The 16,964-nt window shown below is 44.2% G+C and carries 10 protein-coding genes and 1 pseudogene; 4 read left to right on the top strand and 7 right to left on the bottom strand.

The genetic code is table 11. From position 1 onward, the window contains the following. Positions 1–113 precede the first annotated feature (113 nt). Together QUA04_RS17560 and QUA04_RS17565 are read left to right on the top strand one after the other, a co-directional pair. Positions 114–878 (top strand): NAD(P)-binding domain-containing protein, encoded by a 765-nt coding sequence (locus tag QUA04_RS17560; RefSeq protein ID WP_333258685.1) that lies wholly within the window; start codon positions 114–116, stop codon positions 876–878. 139 nt (positions 879–1,017) lie between these two features. Further along, positions 1,018–1,276, top strand: a pseudogene (locus tag QUA04_RS17565) (transposase); the annotation flags it as partial. Positions 1,277–1,395: 119 nt separating this feature from the next. Here the strand turns inward: QUA04_RS17565 and QUA04_RS17570 are convergent. The 3 genes from QUA04_RS17570 to QUA04_RS17580 all read right to left on the bottom strand — a co-directional run bounded on the left by QUA04_RS17570 (position 1,396) and on the right by QUA04_RS17580 (position 4,758). Further along, a complete protein-coding gene (locus tag QUA04_RS17570) occupies positions 1,396–2,898 on the bottom strand; it encodes a DUF1565 domain-containing protein (RefSeq protein WP_333258687.1) in 1,503 nt (500 codons plus the stop codon). Positions 2,899–3,163: 265 nt separating this feature from the next. Next, the gene (locus QUA04_RS17575) at positions 3,164–3,760 is read right to left on the bottom strand and encodes a Uma2 family endonuclease (protein WP_333258689.1); all 597 of its coding nucleotides are present in this window, start codon (positions 3,758–3,760) and stop codon (positions 3,164–3,166) included. A gap of 173 nt (positions 3,761–3,933) precedes the next feature. Beyond that, positions 3,934–4,758 carry a restriction endonuclease gene (locus tag QUA04_RS17580; RefSeq protein ID WP_333258691.1) on the bottom strand — a complete coding sequence of 275 codons (825 nt, stop codon included), beginning with the start codon at positions 4,756–4,758 and terminating at the stop codon, positions 3,934–3,936. A 19-nt stretch (positions 4,759–4,777) separates the two neighbouring features. Here QUA04_RS17580 and QUA04_RS17585 point away from each other — a divergent pair, with 19 nt between their 5' ends. Continuing rightward, positions 4,778–8,650 carry a zinc-ribbon domain-containing protein gene (locus tag QUA04_RS17585; protein ID WP_333258693.1) on the top strand — a complete coding sequence of 1,291 codons (3,873 nt, stop codon included), beginning with the start codon at positions 4,778–4,780 and terminating at the stop codon, positions 8,648–8,650. 153 nt (positions 8,651–8,803) lie between these two features. Here the strand turns inward: QUA04_RS17585 and QUA04_RS17590 are convergent, their stop codons facing one another. From QUA04_RS17590 to QUA04_RS17600, 3 genes are all read right to left on the bottom strand, one after another. After that, a complete protein-coding gene (locus QUA04_RS17590; RefSeq protein ID WP_333258695.1) occupies positions 8,804–10,543 on the bottom strand; it encodes a hypothetical protein in 1,740 nt (579 codons plus the stop codon). Between the two features lie 124 nt (positions 10,544–10,667). Beyond that, positions 10,668–11,648: an SMP-30/gluconolactonase/LRE family protein gene (locus QUA04_RS17595; protein ID WP_333258697.1), complete on the bottom strand. Its 981-nt coding sequence runs from the start codon at positions 11,646–11,648 to the stop codon at positions 10,668–10,670. Between the two features lie 253 nt (positions 11,649–11,901). Continuing rightward, positions 11,902–13,626, bottom strand: a complete 1,725-nt coding sequence (locus tag QUA04_RS17600) for a zinc metalloprotease HtpX (RefSeq protein WP_333258699.1) — start codon at positions 13,624–13,626, stop codon at positions 11,902–11,904. 219 nt (positions 13,627–13,845) lie between these two features. Between QUA04_RS17600 and QUA04_RS17605 the strand changes: the two genes are divergently transcribed. After that, positions 13,846–15,129 carry a glutamate-5-semialdehyde dehydrogenase gene (locus QUA04_RS17605; protein WP_333258701.1) on the top strand — a complete coding sequence of 428 codons (1,284 nt, stop codon included), beginning with the start codon at positions 13,846–13,848 and terminating at the stop codon, positions 15,127–15,129. Between the two features lie 400 nt (positions 15,130–15,529). Here the strand turns inward: QUA04_RS17605 and QUA04_RS17610 are convergent, their stop codons facing one another. Further along, entirely contained in the window at positions 15,530–16,915 is a 1,386-nt protein-coding gene (locus tag QUA04_RS17610; protein WP_333258703.1) for a response regulator, read from the bottom strand. Positions 16,916–16,964: the final 49 nt, after the last annotated feature.

Below are 16,964 nucleotides of genomic sequence, written 5' to 3' on the forward strand. Positions count from 1 at the left end.
AGTGGATTGATATCTCGAAGTAAAAACATATAAAACTTCTTTGAACACAACTTGATATTTTTTATTATATCATATTATTTGTTTGTGTAATTAATTTTGTTTGACTACTTATCATGGATGACACGAAGAAAATGAACATCGGGATCTTAGGCACTGGCCATATCGGGAAGACTTTGGCACGCAAACTCAGTGCGGCCGGACATGACGTGAAGGTGGCCAACTCTCGCGGCCCAGAGACGATCGAGGCCGATGTGCTGGCTTTCGGCGCACGCGCGGTCTCGACGGCCCAAGCTGTGGAGGACGTTGACGCGGTGATCCTCTCGATCCCTCTCAACCGCATTCCCACAATCGCGCCGCTGATCGCCAACCTACCAGTCGAGACAGTCGTCATCGACACGTCTAATTACTATCCCCACCGCGACGACAAGATCGATGCTATCGAGGCCGGGCAGGTTGAGAGCCTTTGGGTGGCCGAACAGCTAGGCCGGCCGATCGCCAAGGCGTGGAATGCGATAGGATCTGGCTCCTTCGCCACCAAGGGCAAGCCTGCTGGAAGCCCTGACCGTATCGCCCTCCCTGTGGCTGCTGACCGCGAGAAGGATCGCTCCGTGGCTATGACGCTCGTCGAAGACACTGGGCTTGATGCTTTTGACGCTGGCACGCTCGCCGATTCGTGGCGTCAGCAACCCGGCACGCCCTGCTATTGCACGGATCTCACGCGTGAACAGATGGCGGGAGCGCTGGCATCTGCCGACGCATCGCGATCGCCAAAGCGCCGGGACTTAGCAGTTGCAGTGATGCAAGAGCGGCTTGGTGACGCCACGACAAATCCGGATGCCGATTTCGGGGTTCGTCTGAGCCGTGCGATTTATATGTAACGTGAGTTCGGGATAAGAAAGGGACAAGCAAGTAAGTTAAAAGTCATCAAACCAAAGCTTTACAGGCTCGTCCCATGATTAGTTTAGAAGAACTATTTTGCGCTGTCGATGATTTCTGCCAAGTTTTTGAACCCAGATTGGGATTCAACTGATTACAAAGCCAAAGCGCAATATGAAAAATAAGCTGATGCCACTGATGGATAAGCTGCTAACGCGCAAACGCTCCATCATTGAGACGATTATCGACCAACTAAAAAACATCTCTCAGATTGAGCATTCTCACCCGTCGCAGTCCGGTCAATTTCTTAGTCAACTTGGTCTGTGGATTGATTGCCTATTGCCTTCATCCTAAAAAGCCTTCTCTCAATATCGATGCCTTTTTTCTCCCTTCTGCTTAACCCGAACTCAAGTTAATCTACTCTTTGTGGAACAGGCCGGAAAGCCTGTTGAGCGAGAATGGTGCAAGATGTGAGTTCTTTGTACCCCAAGTTCTCCTCTCCCTTGTCTCCCAATTCCCTTAGACGATGTAAGGAGAGTTAATAGGATCGGCCCGCTTTGTGGCTACCAGAGTTTGGTAGATGAGGGCGGATATCTCGCCCCGGGTGATGTCGTGGGCGGGGCAAAGCTTTTCGCGCGCGGGATAGTTGACCACGATTTTGCGCTCTGTGGCGGTTGCTATCTCGTCGGTGGCAAAACTGGGAATCTGAGCTCGATCAATATAAACGCTCAAAGAATTGGGGTTGCCGCCCGCCAACTGCAAGCCGTTTACCAAAGAAACGATCGCCTGAACTCTAGTCAAATTCTGCTCCGGGCGAAACGTGCTGTCGGGGTATCCAGCCAAAAACCCAGCTCGATTAGCTTGGTCGATCGCTCCCTTGGCCCAAAAATCCCCCGCCACATCCTTAAAAACCGTCGCCTCACGGCGCGGCACCAATTCAAACGCCTTCGCCAACATAGCCGCATACTGAGCTCTAGTTACAATCTCGTAAGCTTGAAAAGTGCCGTTGGGAAACCCGCTAACAATATTCATCTTTGCCAAGCGATCAATAAAATCCTTAGCCCAATGCGTGCTGATGTCGCTAAACTTTAGCCCCCCAGGAGCCGTAGTTGGCGTCACATTGCCCAAATCAAATAAACCTTTCACGCGCGAAGAATTGAGCTGATTTCCCACCGCAGAAATCTTAGCCCCAGTCGCGTTTTGCAAGTCTAATTCACCGTTATTCTGAAAAATATTGCCGCCCAAATCTTGAGCAGTACCAATATCTGGCAGCGACTTATTCACCGCAGTCAAACCGTCTTCGGTATTTTTTTCAAGGCGATTATTGCGTAAAATCGGCTTAGATTCTCCCGCTAAAACTATACCGGAGCGATTTTCCAAAATTTGGTTGTCAGCAATCAAAGGAGCCGACTGAGCTTGCAGAGAGATGCCCAAAACCGTCTTTTGAAAAATATTGCGCCGTATTACTCCCTTAGCAGTTCCCGCCGTAATTACGCCAGCGACGGAGTTTTCCACAAATATGTTGTCGAGAATCGCAGGATTAGCGGTTCCCGTGGCAACAATGCCTTCGCCCTTGCATTGAGTGAAAGTGCAGTTAGCTACAGTCGGAGAAGTTGACTCAATCCAGACTCCCGTGCCGCGACTATCGAGATTAGTGACAGTTACTCCGCGCAATTCCGAATTAGTTGCTAGCAGTATCGTGATATTTTGAGCCGCAGCGGTGGGACTGACAAATTTGCCACTTCCTTGAATTAGAGTGCCTCTACCTTTGTTAGTTTCATTGCCAATAACTTTTACTCCTGAGGGAATTTGCAAGGGGAATTGTTCGCCGCTAGCGGCGCTGTAAGTTCCCGGTGATAACTGAATCGTAGTTCCCGATGCAGCGCGGGCGATCGCGGGGGCTATAGTTTTGAATGGGGCTGATTGGCTGCCGACTGCGGAATCGCTGCCTGTTTGCGGGTTGACGTAAAGTGTTGTCATGTTTTTGTTGAAGAAATAATTGGCGATCAAGCTTTTGTGCAATTTTCATTGTCTGCGAACTTGACCCCGAATCTATATTCAGCTTTAATTTCGGAGGTTATTTAATTGCACGATATCCGCAACATCACCCATTAGGAGTTGCAACCGCAGGGGGATTCGCCCTACAAAAGACTGTATTTCTCGTTCCCAACAACAGCAGAACCAGACTTATTTAAGAAGTCGGGCATCGGGAGATTCTATTTTTTCCAGATGTTGCCAAAACCACTAAAATTTCGATCGCCAATTAGGAAAATCGAACGTCTTGCTGTCATGTACGATTAATTGAGATTCCCTGGGCAAAAACCTTAACCGCTTCAGCCAAATCAGTTTCACCCATTAAAATGCAGCGTCTTAGCAAATCGATATCCAGCGTTTCCAATCCAGACAGTTGACTCTGAATTACTTGCTCGTAGCCATCTTCCCGGAGATGATACAGCCGCAGCGTGCCATCTTCCCAAAACCAGACTTCAGGCACACCCAAAGCTCGATATTTTGGCAACTTGCTCAGTCCACCGCTAGTATAAACCACCTCGATCGACAAATCGGGAATCAACTTAGGTTCTCCCAAACAAAACGATTTGTCTGCTTGAGTTGAAGCTTCTGGCGTCTTCTCCTGCGTCATTGAACCAGAAGGGTAAAACTTAATACCTTGTTGCAGCAGAAAAGTGGTCACCAAGTAACCAATGATTTCAGAAAAATTTTCGTGTTGGAATCCCGGCATCAGAATCTCGATCGCACCTGCAAAAAAGGACAACTTTATGCCAGGGGAATCTTCCGAAACCTTCTGGATTAACTTGAATTGCTCCCAAGTGCCATTGAGAACCACTCGCCCATCGAGAATTTCGCGATCGAGAACTTGTGTCATTGACTCGCACCATTATCTCCTATCGGGATTATAACGCATTGTGCGATCGCTCCTACAGAATATCCATGCAGCAATTGTAGCTGAGGAATCCGAACAGTTTTTCTCGTTCTATCAGAGTCAGTACCAATGCCACTTGATTAATGCTACAATGAGGTAAGTAGACATTTATCGACCTAAGCAAAAAACGGAACTTCTTGTATATTTCCGGAGTGGGAAACTGTAAACATCTTTTCTTCAAAAATATCCTTCATAATCAGACTGATTCGATCCTTCCACCTAAATTCCACTTTTTCCATACTACCTGTCACCAAAGAACCTTTAATATGAACAGCGTTAACTTTAATACTCAATTCAGGAGTTTTAAGATAAGTGCCATTAGGAAATGGTATGACTTCTTCCATAACTAAATTCAATTTTCCCGCTTGCTCGATTTCCCTTAACCAATTATCAATTAAATCTATAATCGTTTTATGGCAACCATCAGGGAAAAGATAATAACTCTCACTTGTGTTAATCTCAAACTGTGTATGGTTTTGATCTTCTTCCTCATGGACAATATTGTAGAAACGAGTTATATTAGGTATTAGAGTAATTGTATTTATATTGACTTCGGCGATCCGATTTTCTATATCTTGCTTTAACGGTTTTCTCAGTTCCACCAACCCAATATCATAGTATTTAGCAAATTTTATGGCATCAGGAGTAAAGCCAATCTTGGAAACGATAATTCCTTTCTGCAAATTACAATCTTGACGAATTGCCCAAACCTTCATGACTATATCCTTATTAATTCTTGTATTCCAAAATTTACATTCTCTAGATGTTTTATAGTTATGAATTCCGTCAGTGTGAACAGTCAGTACGTCGATTTGATGCTTGACTTCAGATTGGCCAGTACATTTACAAGAGTTGCCATAACATTCAATCTTAACTCCTTTGCTAGCACCCAATACTTGGTATATATTCTTTACCGTTTCTTCGTAAGTTTCCCAATTCATACCTATCTCCATCTTGAATATGAAAAAGACTCTATCCATTATAAGCCCTCAACTAGCCAGGCAGTGGCATCCCACAAAAAACGGTGGACTCACTCCAGAGAAGGTTTCGGCAGGCTCAAAAACGAAAGTTTGGTGGAAATGTTCTAATGGACCTGACCACGAATGGCCAGCTTCTATTGAGAAAAGAGTCAAAAGAGGGGATGGATGTCCCTGTTGTGCTGGTCAAAGAGTATCGGTTACTAATTCCCTAGCTAATATTTCTCCTGAAATAGCCAAACAGTGGCATCCCACAAAAAACGGTACCCTGACTCCAGAGCAAGTGGTAGCAGGTTCAAGCAAAAAAGCTTGGTGGAAATGTCCCAAAGGTTCCGATCACGAGTGGGAAACTGCCATAGTCAGTAGAGTTGGAGGCAATGGATGTGCATTTTGTGCTGGTCAAAGAGTATCGGTTACTAATTCCCTAGCAAGTCTTTACCCTGAGTTAGCACAACAGTGGCATCCGACAAAAAATGGTAGCCTGACTCCAGAACAAGTGGTAGCAGGTTCAACAAAGAAAGCTTGGTGGAAATGCCCCAAAGGTACCGATCACGAGTGGGATGCTGTTATTGATAGTAGAGTTAGAGGGAATGGATGCCGCTGTTGTGCTGGACAGAAAGCTTCAGTCACCAATTCTCTAGCAAGTCTTTACCCTGAGTTAGCCAAACAGTGGCATCCCACAAAAAACGGTAACCTCACTCCAGAACAAGTGGTAGCAGGGTCAAACGAGAAAGCTTGGTGGAAATGCCCCAAAGGTCTCGATCACGAGTGGAATGCTTCTATAGTCAATAGAGTAGGAGGAAACGGATGCCGCTTTTGTCGTGGTCTACAATCATCTGTCACTAACTCTCTAACAAGTCTTTATCCAGAGATAGCCAAACAGTGGCATCCGACGAAAAATGGTAAGCTCACCCCAGATAAAATAGTGGCAGGTTCGGCAAAAAAAGCTTGGTGGATCTGTCCAGAAGGAGCCGATCACGAGTGGGATGCTTCTATTGTTAATAGAATCAAAGGGAGAGGATGCCCCTGTTGTTCTGGGCAAAAGATATCGGTTACTAATTGTCTGGAAACTCGTTATCCTGAAATTGCTAAACAATGGCATCCCACCAAAAATGGGACACTTACCCCAAGTGCAGTTATCGCAGGTTCAGAAGAGAAAGTTTGGTGGCAATGCACTCAAGACTCAAAACATGAGTGGGAAGCAATGATTTCCAATAGAGTTCATGGGAGAAGATGTCCGTTTTGTAATTCAGGTTGGACAGTAGAAAAGATCCGCCATTTTATTAGTACATTAATAAACCACCTTGAAACTTTTACTGCTGCTGAACTTTACCTACTATTTCAGCAGAGTGGAATGCTTCAGAGTACAGGCAAAGGTAAAAGCTTTGTTAAAGCGCTTGCTACTGGACGCTTCCCAAAAGAAGAAATAAAAAATTTTATCAATGGTGAATCTTCAATCGTCGATCAATTCCTGCAAGATAAACAGCTAACTCTCGAATCACTTGAAACAAACATAAATAATGACATCACCGATGAAAGAGACATAACCTCTGACGATAATCTTGACAACCAAATTAATCAAACTATCGAACCATCCCAGGAAGAAGATAACCTTAACTTTCCCATTGTCCAAACGCGAGAAGTTCTATCATCCTTAGATCATCACGTCGTATCCTCAGCCGATGAAGAAGCTGTCGAATTTCTCATCGCATCCGCAAAAGCAAAAATTTGGAAGCACGTTTTTCACGAGGAAACAACCGCCCTAGCCCAAGCAGAAGAATACACAGGCGATACGTATTCTGATCGCGTGAAAACAGAATTTCTAGACGAGTATCACCGCGCCAAAAATCTCGAAATTCCCACAGGTTACGCTTTCCGTATCGACGGCAAATTAGCCGAACCAAACCTGATGCAGCGACTAATCGCCGTTCGGGTACGCGACCAAAAGCGCGTCGGCAATTGGTCGGGAACAGGTGCAGGCAAAACCCTCTCCGCAGTTCTCGCCAGTCGCGTCATTAACGCCCATCTTACCTTGATCTGCTGTCCGAATAGCGTCGTCGAAGGTTGGAAAAATGCCATCCTCAAAATTTTTCCAGATAGCGTAGTTATTACTAAAACTTTTAATCCCAATTGGGCCAAAGCGATCGGTAATGAAACTGATTTAGGTGCTCTTCTCAATCCAGAAATCCACCATTATTTGATTTTGAACTATGAAATGTTCCAACAACCAGACTCGGCTAAGTGGATACGTTCATTTATAGAAAACGAATCTATTGATTTCATCGTTATTGACGAAATTCACTACACCAAACAGCGCCAAATTGAAAATATGTCCCGGCGCAAAGAATTAGTGACTGCCCTCCTCACCACCACCGCAGAACGCAACCCTAATTTGCACGTTATCGGAATGTCAGCCACTCCGGTAATTAACAATATCCAAGAAGGCAAAAGTTTAATAGAAATGGTGACGGGATTCGCCCACAACGAACTCGATATCCACCCAACAATTGCCAACTGCATGAGATTGCACCAGCGACTCGTTACTCTGGGAATACGCTGGATGCCAGAATATAAACTAGATTACGAACAAATCGAAATTCCCGTAGATTGTGGCGAGTACATCGAAGAAATTCGCGCTTTAGGTGGAAATGGTACTCCATTGCAATTAGAAAAAATTCTCACTGTTGCCAGATTACCGGTTATTCGCAAGCACATCCAACCGAAAACCCTAATTTACACTCATTACATCCAGGGAATCGATCGCATATTGAGAGATGCCTTAGTAAATGATGGCTGGAAAGTGGGTTTCTACACGGGCGAAGACAAGTCCGGTTTAGAAGGCTTTTTAAACGGCAAAATTGATGTTCTCATCGGTTCTAGCGCCATAGGGACTGGTGTAGATGGCTTACAGCACGTTTGCAACCAGCTAATTGTCAACGTCCTACCTTGGACTCATGCCGAATTTGAACAACTCAAAGGTCGCATCTATCGCCAAGGACAAACCCGCGATACAGTAAAAATGGTGATTCCTCTGACCTATGCAACGGTTAACAGTCAGCGCTGGTCGTGGTGCGATTCCAAAATGCAGCGCTTAAAATTCAAAAAGTCGATCGCTGATGCTGCTGTTGATGGCATAGTACCAGAAGGACACCTGCGATCCTCTGCTCAAGCTTACCAAGATGCGATCGGCTGGTTAGAACGCCTCGCATCTGGCGAAGTCCAAATCATCACCCGCCCGAAAATTATTATCCCCATTCCAGATACCAACCCAGCCGAAGTACAGCAACGACTGGCGCGTTACGGCGACTTCTCCACCATGAATCGCCACTGGAACCAAACCCACAGCGCCACTACTCACCAACGCTTACAGGAAAACCCTGAAGAATGGGCGCATTACCATACTTTGTATCAAGAATCAAGAAAAGATTGGGCAGTTATTCCCTACGAGGAGATGATTCGCTGGTGTCAACAACGTAGCGGCTACACTATTGGTGATTTTGGTTGCGGTGAAGCAAAATTAGCTGAGGCAGTTTCAGATAGACATACAGTTTACAGCTTTGACCATATTGCTATCAATGATAATGCGATCGCCTGCGATATGGCGCACGTTCCGCTAGATGATGAAACCCTAGATGTGGCCATTTTTTCTCTTTCTTTAATGGGTTCAAACTTCAGCGACTACCTGCGGGAAGCATATCGTACTCTTAAACTTGACGGTCAGTTGCATATTATCGAGCCAACTTCACGCTTTAGCGATCCGGGTCAATTCCGAACTGACTTAGAAGTTTTGGGATTTACCGTTATCAGCATTCAGGATATGTGGAAATTTACCCATATCCGTGCTATCAAGAGTTAGAGGTCGTTTTAAAATTTGTTGAAAAATCACATAATAATTATAATTATCTAACCATTCTAATTCATGTTGGATATCTTCCCAATCCCCTAATTGATTTTTTTTAGAGTTCCCAGGCTCTTCCTGAGAACGCAGCTCCCGAGGCTCCGCCTCGCCTTAATTCCCGGTCAAGTTCACAATACAAGACGCCTCCAACACCACTACAATTTCATTCTGAAAAACAGCACAACTTGTCATTGCTGAAGCTAAGGCGGGAATTTTCCCTTGTTTGAGAGAAAGCATCGCCTGCGCTGTAGAATCAAAGTCATAGATCCAGCCGTAGTCCGCAACATACTGAAGAGTCAAAGCATTGCGCTCAAGCATCCAAAAATCAACTCCATATTGATTGATAAACTTTTCCAATACTGATCGATCGGGAGTGTAGTGAGCGCGAATTAAATCGTTAACTCGCTGCCGATATCTGCTGTAGTAGCCTTTCTGATAAGGCACTGCATATTCTTTTGCCACCAAAACCGAACGCTGACTAAATGTTGGCAAATTATCAGTCTCTGCCGCGATTGAAGCAATCAAGATATTTTTAGGTTGTTGCTCAAAAAAATTGTACAAACCCGGCATTTTACCTTCTACATACCCGACTGTAGGGAATTTTTCAACCAAGCAGGGATAAAGCACCACTGCGACAGCGATAATCGGTGTCGTAATTAGTGCAACTAGATTTTTTAAATGAAATGTTTTTGCGGTTTTTGATGCCCAATAACCGACTCCATCGATAATTAAAGTTAGGACTATCGCAGTTATTAAAACAACTATAAATCGCAAGCTGTAGGCTGTATAGCGACCTGGTTGATACAGCTTAAAAATGGTGGCGTGAGCCGCAAAAAACATCGCCGAGGATGCTAAAAAGAGCTGAAGCAAAAGCCAGATTTTGCTTTGAATCTGATTTGCTAAGGGAAAAGCCGATCGCAAAAACAGCAGCAGCGGAAATAACAGCCCGACACAGTGAGTTACAGGCGTAAACAGCGACTTGGGAAACATCCCGCTGCCCCGCCCTGTCAGCCAATAATCTACCGGGTTTGGACGAAAAAAAGCATTTCTGCCGTCTGGTGCAAATTCGGGCATTTGCTTCGCTTCTGCTGCGGTATAAGTTGGGCCAAATTCAGAGTTATCTAAGGCATAGGGCAGCATTACTAAAAAGATTACTCCCAAACCTGTAGTGCAAAATAGGTAATTAGTTCGATCGCCCGACAAGCACAAACCGCCATTTTTCCAGGCTAGCAGGCGCAAAACTAAGATTCCGGCAGCAACCAAGGCGTAAGGAGGGTAGAATAGTCCGATTAGGGCGATCGCCCCTAAACAAGGCAGCAAGGAACTGCGCGACAAATAATATAAAAAAGCAAGAAATATCGGATAAATAAAAGCTCTTGGCGTTGTAGAAGCCAAATCATCGGTCATCCACATATGCTGATTTAACAGCAAAGATGCAATAAATCCCGTCATCGGCACTGGTAGCATTTCTAGACAAAGGCCAAAACAGTAATAAGTGGAGATTAAGCCTAGAAATAGTGGCAATATTTTGTGAAGAAATAGCGGGTGAATGCCAACTGTTGCTGCTAAGTTGTAGAGCGTGGTGTATCCTGCAGGGGCGACTGATTGAAAGTAATTAGCAATGAAATCGTTGGGGAATAATTCTGGATCGACAAACCGCATCATCCAGAAAACGTGCTGCCTCGCATCGTCTTGCACCATATACTCGGCGCTGAAGACTTGCTTGAGTCCTAAAATAGCATAGATGGCGGCAAATGTCAGGCTGAGAGTCAACCAAAATATTGTGTGCGATCGGGATTTGCGATCGACTGTAGCAGTTAGAAATTTGTGCAACCTAGCTATTAATACCATTTGAGATTGGAGATTTGAGATAAAAGAATCGGGAAGGACTGATTCTCAAACCTACGACTATATCATGCCCGGTCAAATACCACTAATAAAAACCAGTTTACTTTCAACTTCGCCCTATTTTAGATTATTTTCCCGGCCGCACGCCTGAAATTTTAAGGCGAATCCGATAAAGACTTGTATTTGCCGTAATGTAAAGCGTTTTGCGATCGCTTTCTCCCCAAGCCACATTAGTCGCCGTCTCAGGCACAGAAATCTTCCCCAAAACCTTGCCATCCGGCGATAAAATCCACACTCCCCCCGGCCCGGTGCTGTAAACATTCCCCTCTATATCAACTTTTAGACCGTCGGGAACTCCGCCTTGACTGGCGTCTTTTAAATCCGCAAAAAGCCGCTCATTTGTAATAGTTCCGTCCGGTTTTACATCGTAAACGGCAATGTATCCCGCTTCCGAATTATTGACATAAAGTTTTTTCTCGTCGGGTGAAAAGGCGATGCCATTCGGCAGTACCAAATCCTTAACTAGCAGAGTTAATTTTCCGTCGCCTGCCAGCCTGTAAACACCGTAAAAACCCAATTCTTCCTGATCTTTACTAACACCGTAGGACGGATCGGTAAAATAAATGCTGCCATCGGATTTAACAACCAAATCGTTCGGACTGTTGAGCCGCTTGCCCTCGTATCTATCCGCCAATGTGCTCACTTTGCCGTCCTTTTCTGTGCGGGATACGCGGCGATTTTCGTGTTCGGCAGTAAGTAAGCGGTTTTCTTTGTCTAAAGTATTCCCGTTGGCTTTTCCCGAAGGGCGGCGAAATACCTCAACTTGCTGATTTGAAGCGAATTTATAGATAATATCGGCGGGAATATCGCTGAACAGCAAAAAGCCGTCGGGATGCCAAATCGGACCTTCTATAAATTGGAAATTGCTAGCTACTTTTTCTAATTTCGCACTGTCCTCAAGAATATCTTGCACGGTGTTTTTTTTCTCCCTGTTTTCCGTCGGGGCGGTCAACTTTTTTAAGTTACCCCTGAGTTTCTGGCTGGGGTTGCTGACTGCTAAAGTTAATACTATCAACAACAAACTAATTGTAGCAATTTTGATGGTCATGTTGGCTCGTAACTGAATTACTTCCTTCCCACCATAAGATTACCTACTTCTTCCTTTCTTCTTTCTGTGCGACAAGAGCGCTATCGCGCCCCTGCGCTAACAGGTTGAAAGCGGTTGGTCAAGTCACTATTTTGATAAAAAAAAGATAATTTAGAGCGGTATTAAATTCTACAGTACCATATATAACAAAAAAAAGAAGCTCGAAAATGCGAGCTTAATTATATTTAACTTAAAACGTTTCACCTGTCAACTGTTAAGCAGGAAATGACACAAATAGCGCTGCAATACCCAGTGCGATCGCACCTATACCCATCACAAAAGACCAGAAGCGGTGATAACTGTTAACCACCGTACCGCTATCGCTTTCAAGCTGAATCAAATCCATCCAAGGTGCAACACCCCGGCGGAACCAACCCAAAGCGCTAACATCCATTCCAATCAAACTTTTAACCCGTTTCATGCCAAACAGAAAATTACCAATTGGCCCAAAACGAGAAGCATAGCGCAGATAAATCATTCCCGTTCTGTCTTGCAATTTCAAATCAGAACCGAATGTATAACCCGCATCGCCGCGACCAATTAATTCGCCTTCTAGTTGCGCTGCTTGACCCCGCAAAGGACTTGCATAAGGGTCAGACATTAAGGTTAAAACATCCAAGTGTTCTGCTTGTTGGTAATTCGGGAACATCACCAAAGTCTTGAGCAAAATTCCCACGCCCAAACCGATTAAAGGACAAGCAACCATCATCATCGGGTTTACAGCATACAGCGCAATGCCGATCGCAAAACCCACCGCTAAGCCCAGAGTTTCTGCACTGTACAGCAGTAAATCGAACACAAAATTGCCGTACAATCTCCGCTTGCTCAAATCGTTGCCTTCGCTGACAATCCGGCCCATGTCAAACTCAATATCCAAGCCTAATTGTTCGGCATAAGCGCTCAAAGCGCGAACTCGTTTACCAGTCAGCGGGTGAGTCGAGTTCAACTCCATCCACCAACCCCACGGATTAAACATATCCCACAGAAACACTCGCCCAATTTTTTCGGGTTCCGAAGAAATCCTGTAAGCAGTGCCAGTAGATGTGGCAGCTTTGGCATCGTAAATGCCTAAAGCGCGAGTTCCTTCTAATAAGCGGCTGGGTTCGGTGGCTCTTTGTCCTTCTTCCAAAATACCGTAAGCAATTTTTACCAAAGCGCGAGACAAAGCATTGGGGTTGCCAGTAGTTTCGGCAGCAAAATGGTCGGCAAAATATTCTCGCGTCCGCGACAAATACAGCAATAAATAAGTGCCAGCGATGTAAAACAAATAAGCAACAGCAGCTACACTACCCGCCGCATCTTTAGCTTTGCTGCCACCACTGCGACCCATCCTTTGAGCAGTAGTGTAAATTAAATAAGTAATTTGCACCAAAGTCGAAGCTAAAGTCATTACTGCAAAGTCCCAGTGGACGATGTGACCAAGTTCGTGGGCGTAAACAGTGGCAATTTCTGCGTCGTCTAAATAGGTAAAAAGACCTTGACTGACCACTAAGCGAGCGCTGTTTGGAAATGAACCGTAAGTAAAAGCAGTAGGGTTTTGGTCGTCAATAATTCCTAAACGCGGCTGCTGGAGTTTTTTCTGCTTGCAAACCTTCTGAATAACTTTCGCTGTTTCGGGACTTAGGCTTTCAATTTCTGCTAGGGAAACCCAGCGAGTATCGTAGAGCCAATTTTGGGTTAAGTCCATCAAGTAAGGCGATAGGAAAAAAGCAGCGATGTTAAAAATCAGAGTTATGGGAAGTGCGATCGACAATCCGAGGACTGGATCGGGACTGTTGATAATCAAAACGGAGGCTAAAGATAGCGCTAACACCATACCAAATAGCATGGTGATGGTGACGCCGGAAGCTAAAACGAGATTTCCGCCAGTTTTCTGTATCAGTTTAACGCCGGCTTTGCGCGATCGCCCTGCCTTGCGTAAAGGGGCATGAGATGACATAATACTCTCCGAAGGTTATTGACAAATGGAAATGATCGTGGGATTTTATCTATACTTCACTGTTTTAACCTGTTAATGCGGATTGCTGTAAGGGGCCTCAACAAAAATATAGAATTTCCTTGAGAATTGTTAAGAATGAAAACCGCCCCGAAATTTATTTGTGCGGATTCAATTCAAAACTCAAAACCCTAAACCCAAAACTATTTAAAACTTACTGCCATGTCTATTATTGAAATTGCCCAAAAAACGCGCGTATCTGCTAGAAAATTGGCAGTTTTGTCCGCTGATGCCAAAAATCAAGCTATTGAGGCTATTGCGAAAGCTTTAGAAGCTGCTGCGCCGGATATTGTGGCGGCGAATGCGGCTGACTGCAAGGCGGCCCAGGCGGATGGAATTGCTAAACCGCTGTACGATCGCCTCAAGTTGGATGAGAGCAAGTTGAAAAGTGCGATCGCAGGCGTGCGCGACGTGGCGAAACTCCCTGAGCCGATCGGTGTCGTGCAAATCCACCGTGAATTGGATACAGGATTAATTCTGAAGCGCATCACCTGTCCTTTGGGCGTTTTAGGCATTATTTTTGAAGCGCGCCCAGAAGCTTTAATTCAGATAGTATCCTTGGCAATTAAATCAGGAAACGGCGTGATTCTCAAAGGCGGCAAAGAAGCAGTCCGTTCATGCGAAATCTTGACAAAAGTGATACATCAAGCATTAGCAGAAACTCCTGTTAATCCAGAAGTTGTGCAGTTGCTGACCACGCGCGAAGAAACAATCGAACTGCTCAAAATGGATGAATATGTAGATTTGATTATTCCCAGAGGTTCTAATTCCTTCGTGCGGTTCGTGCAGGAAAATACCAGAATTCCCGTATTGGGACACGCCGACGGAATTTGTCATTTGTACGCTGACAAAGCGGCGGATATTCAGAAAGCAGTAGAGATTTCTGTCGATGCAAAAACTCAGTATCCAGCAGCCTGCAATGCCATTGAAACTTTGTTAGTTCACAGTGCGATCGCCCCCAAATTCCTGCCCGCTGTTGCCGAAGCTTTGCAGCAGAAAAAAGTTGAATTGCGGGGAGACGAAAAAACTCGCGCCATCCTCGAAAATATTGCCGAAGCAAATGAAGCGGATTGGTCTACAGAATACAGCGATTTAATTTTGTCAATCAAAATAGTAGATTCTGTGGAAGAGGCAATTAACCATATCAATACTTACGGTTCCAGACACACAGATGTCATTGTTACCGAAGACAGCGAAACCGCCGAAACATTTTTAAATGGAGTAGATGCGGCCGGAGTTTATCACAATTGTTCGACTCGATTTGCCGACGGTTTCCGCTACGGTTTCGGTGCAGAAGTGGGGATTAGCACGCAGCAAATGCCACCTCGCGGGCCTGTGGGTTTAGAGGGGTTAATTACCTATAAGTATCGAGTTGTTGGAGATGGCCATGTTGCCGCTAGTTATGTAGGGAAGGATGCGAAGGAGTTTTCTCATCGGGATTTGTAAAATCGAGGTGAAGTCAACTATCTGTGCATATTCTGCACAATTGTCTCCCACTAGGTGATTCAGCTTTTCCGGAGATGTCTAATGTTTCTGTTCCCAATGACAACTTGAGTAATTTTACTTAATTCTGTCTGCTCTGGAAATAGCGATCGCCTCTAGGGGCAGTTATACAAAATATAAACATTTTGTCAATGCGTAAGTCCTAGCGGCTTCTCTTAATTTTTATTGATTGGCTGGGGGAACTGCGGGGATGAAAATCATCATTTCTCCAAGGGCGTTGATAAATCCTGCTTTGAACCGCTAGATAGCGCCTCTAAATGAATCGTCTCATTGACTGAGTAGAGACGTTGCCGGCTCTGTCGGTTTAGTCTCCCATAAATTTGTTAATTCCTACGCTCTCCCTTTAGGCTAAAGGAATTTCAATAATGAACTCTGTCCCAACACCCTGTTCTGAAAAGCAATTCAGATGACCACCATGTTTTTCTACAACAATCTGATGGCTAATTGATAAACCCAGTCCCGTACCTTTTTCTGCTGGCTTGGTTGTAAATAGATAATCAAATATTTTAGTGCATACCTCTTCCGGCATTCCCAAACCGTTATCTTTAATGTGAATAATGGCGATATTTCGATGGCGGTCAACTTCAGTGTCAATCATAATTTGTCTTGGATTTACTTTAATTTCTTCCAAATTTTGCTTCTGAAGAGAATCTTCTAAAGCATCAATGGCATTAGCAATAATGTTAATAAATACCTGATTTATCTGTCCGGGGTAGCACGGTACTAGAGGTAAATTTCCATATCTTTTAACGACTTCTATTTTCGGACGTTTATCATTTGCTTTTAATCGATGTTGTAAAATTAGTAATGCACTGTCAATCCCTTCATGCAGGTTAGCTTCTACTTTTGATATACTGTCAGCGCGGGAAAAAGTTCTTAAAGATACACTAATTTGACGAATCCGTTCTACGCCCACTTTCATGGATGAAATAAGATCGGGTAAGTCTTGTATGAGATACTCTAAATCCACTTCTTCGGCACGAGTTGCGATCGCTGCACCTGGAGAGGGAAACTGTTGCTGATAAAGATGAACAATTTCTAATAAATCTTGAATATAAGTTTCAGCATGAGTCAGGTTTCCCTTGATAAAGCCTACTGGATTATTAATTTCATGAGCCACTCCAGCCACTAATTGACCGAGGGTAGACATTTTTTCGCTTTGGATTAATTGGAGTTGAGCTTGTTGTATAGTCTGTAGAGCTTGTTTTAGTTCAGAGGTTCGGTCTTCAACTCGTTTTTCTAATTCTTGATTCAATTGTTGTAAAGTTTTTTCTAAAGTCGTTTTTTCTTCAATTTTTTCTTGGAGCAATTGATTTTTGCTTGCCAGATCTTTGGTCAAGTTTCGCAACTCTAAATGAACTTGAATTCGAGCTAATACTTCTTCTTTTTGAAAGGGTTTAGTGATATAATCTACAGCCCCAAGGCTCAAACCTTTGACTTTTTGATCGGTGTTGCCAAGAGCCGTCATAAAAATTATCGGGATTCCTGAAGTTGATGGGTTACTTTTCAGCCGAGAACAAGTTTCAAATCCGTCAATCCCCGGCATCATTATATCTAATAAAATTAAATCTGGGGTAACATATTCTATTTTTTGCAGCGCACTTTCTCCATCTTGAGCTACTAAAACTTCTAGTCCTGCCTCATCTAAAACGTTAAATATAACACCTAAGTTTGTAGGATTATCATCTACAATTAAGAGGGTGTTTTTTGAGAAAGATAAATTATTCATAAAGCTTTAGCCTTCTCCTTGGTTTTTAATTATAAGCCGCGTAGCGTCC

Source organism: Microcoleus sp. S13_C5 (genome assembly GCF_036700845.1).
Classification (GTDB): Bacteria; Cyanobacteriota; Cyanobacteriia; order Cyanobacteriales; family Microcoleaceae; genus Microcoleus.

Coding starts and splice junctions, on each gene's coding strand:
- QUA04_RS17560 (WP_333258685.1), top strand. CDS start 114: ATGGATGACACGAAGAAAATGAACATCGGGATCTTAGGCACTGGCCAT.
- QUA04_RS17575 (WP_333258689.1), bottom strand. CDS start 3,760: ATGACACAAGTTCTCGATCGCGAAATTCTCGATGGGCGAGTGGTTCTC.
- QUA04_RS17580 (WP_333258691.1), bottom strand. CDS start 4,758: ATGAATTGGGAAACTTACGAAGAAACGGTAAAGAATATATACCAAGTA.
- QUA04_RS17585 (WP_333258693.1), top strand. CDS start 4,778: ATGAAAAAGACTCTATCCATTATAAGCCCTCAACTAGCCAGGCAGTGG.
- QUA04_RS17590 (WP_333258695.1), bottom strand. CDS start 10,543: ATGGTATTAATAGCTAGGTTGCACAAATTTCTAACTGCTACAGTCGAT.
- QUA04_RS17595 (WP_333258697.1), bottom strand. CDS start 11,648: ATGACCATCAAAATTGCTACAATTAGTTTGTTGTTGATAGTATTAACT.
- QUA04_RS17600 (WP_333258699.1), bottom strand. CDS start 13,626: ATGTCATCTCATGCCCCTTTACGCAAGGCAGGGCGATCGCGCAAAGCC.
- QUA04_RS17605 (WP_333258701.1), top strand. CDS start 13,846: ATGTCTATTATTGAAATTGCCCAAAAAACGCGCGTATCTGCTAGAAAA.
- QUA04_RS17610 (WP_333258703.1), bottom strand. CDS start 16,915: ATGAATAATTTATCTTTCTCAAAAAACACCCTCTTAATTGTAGATGAT.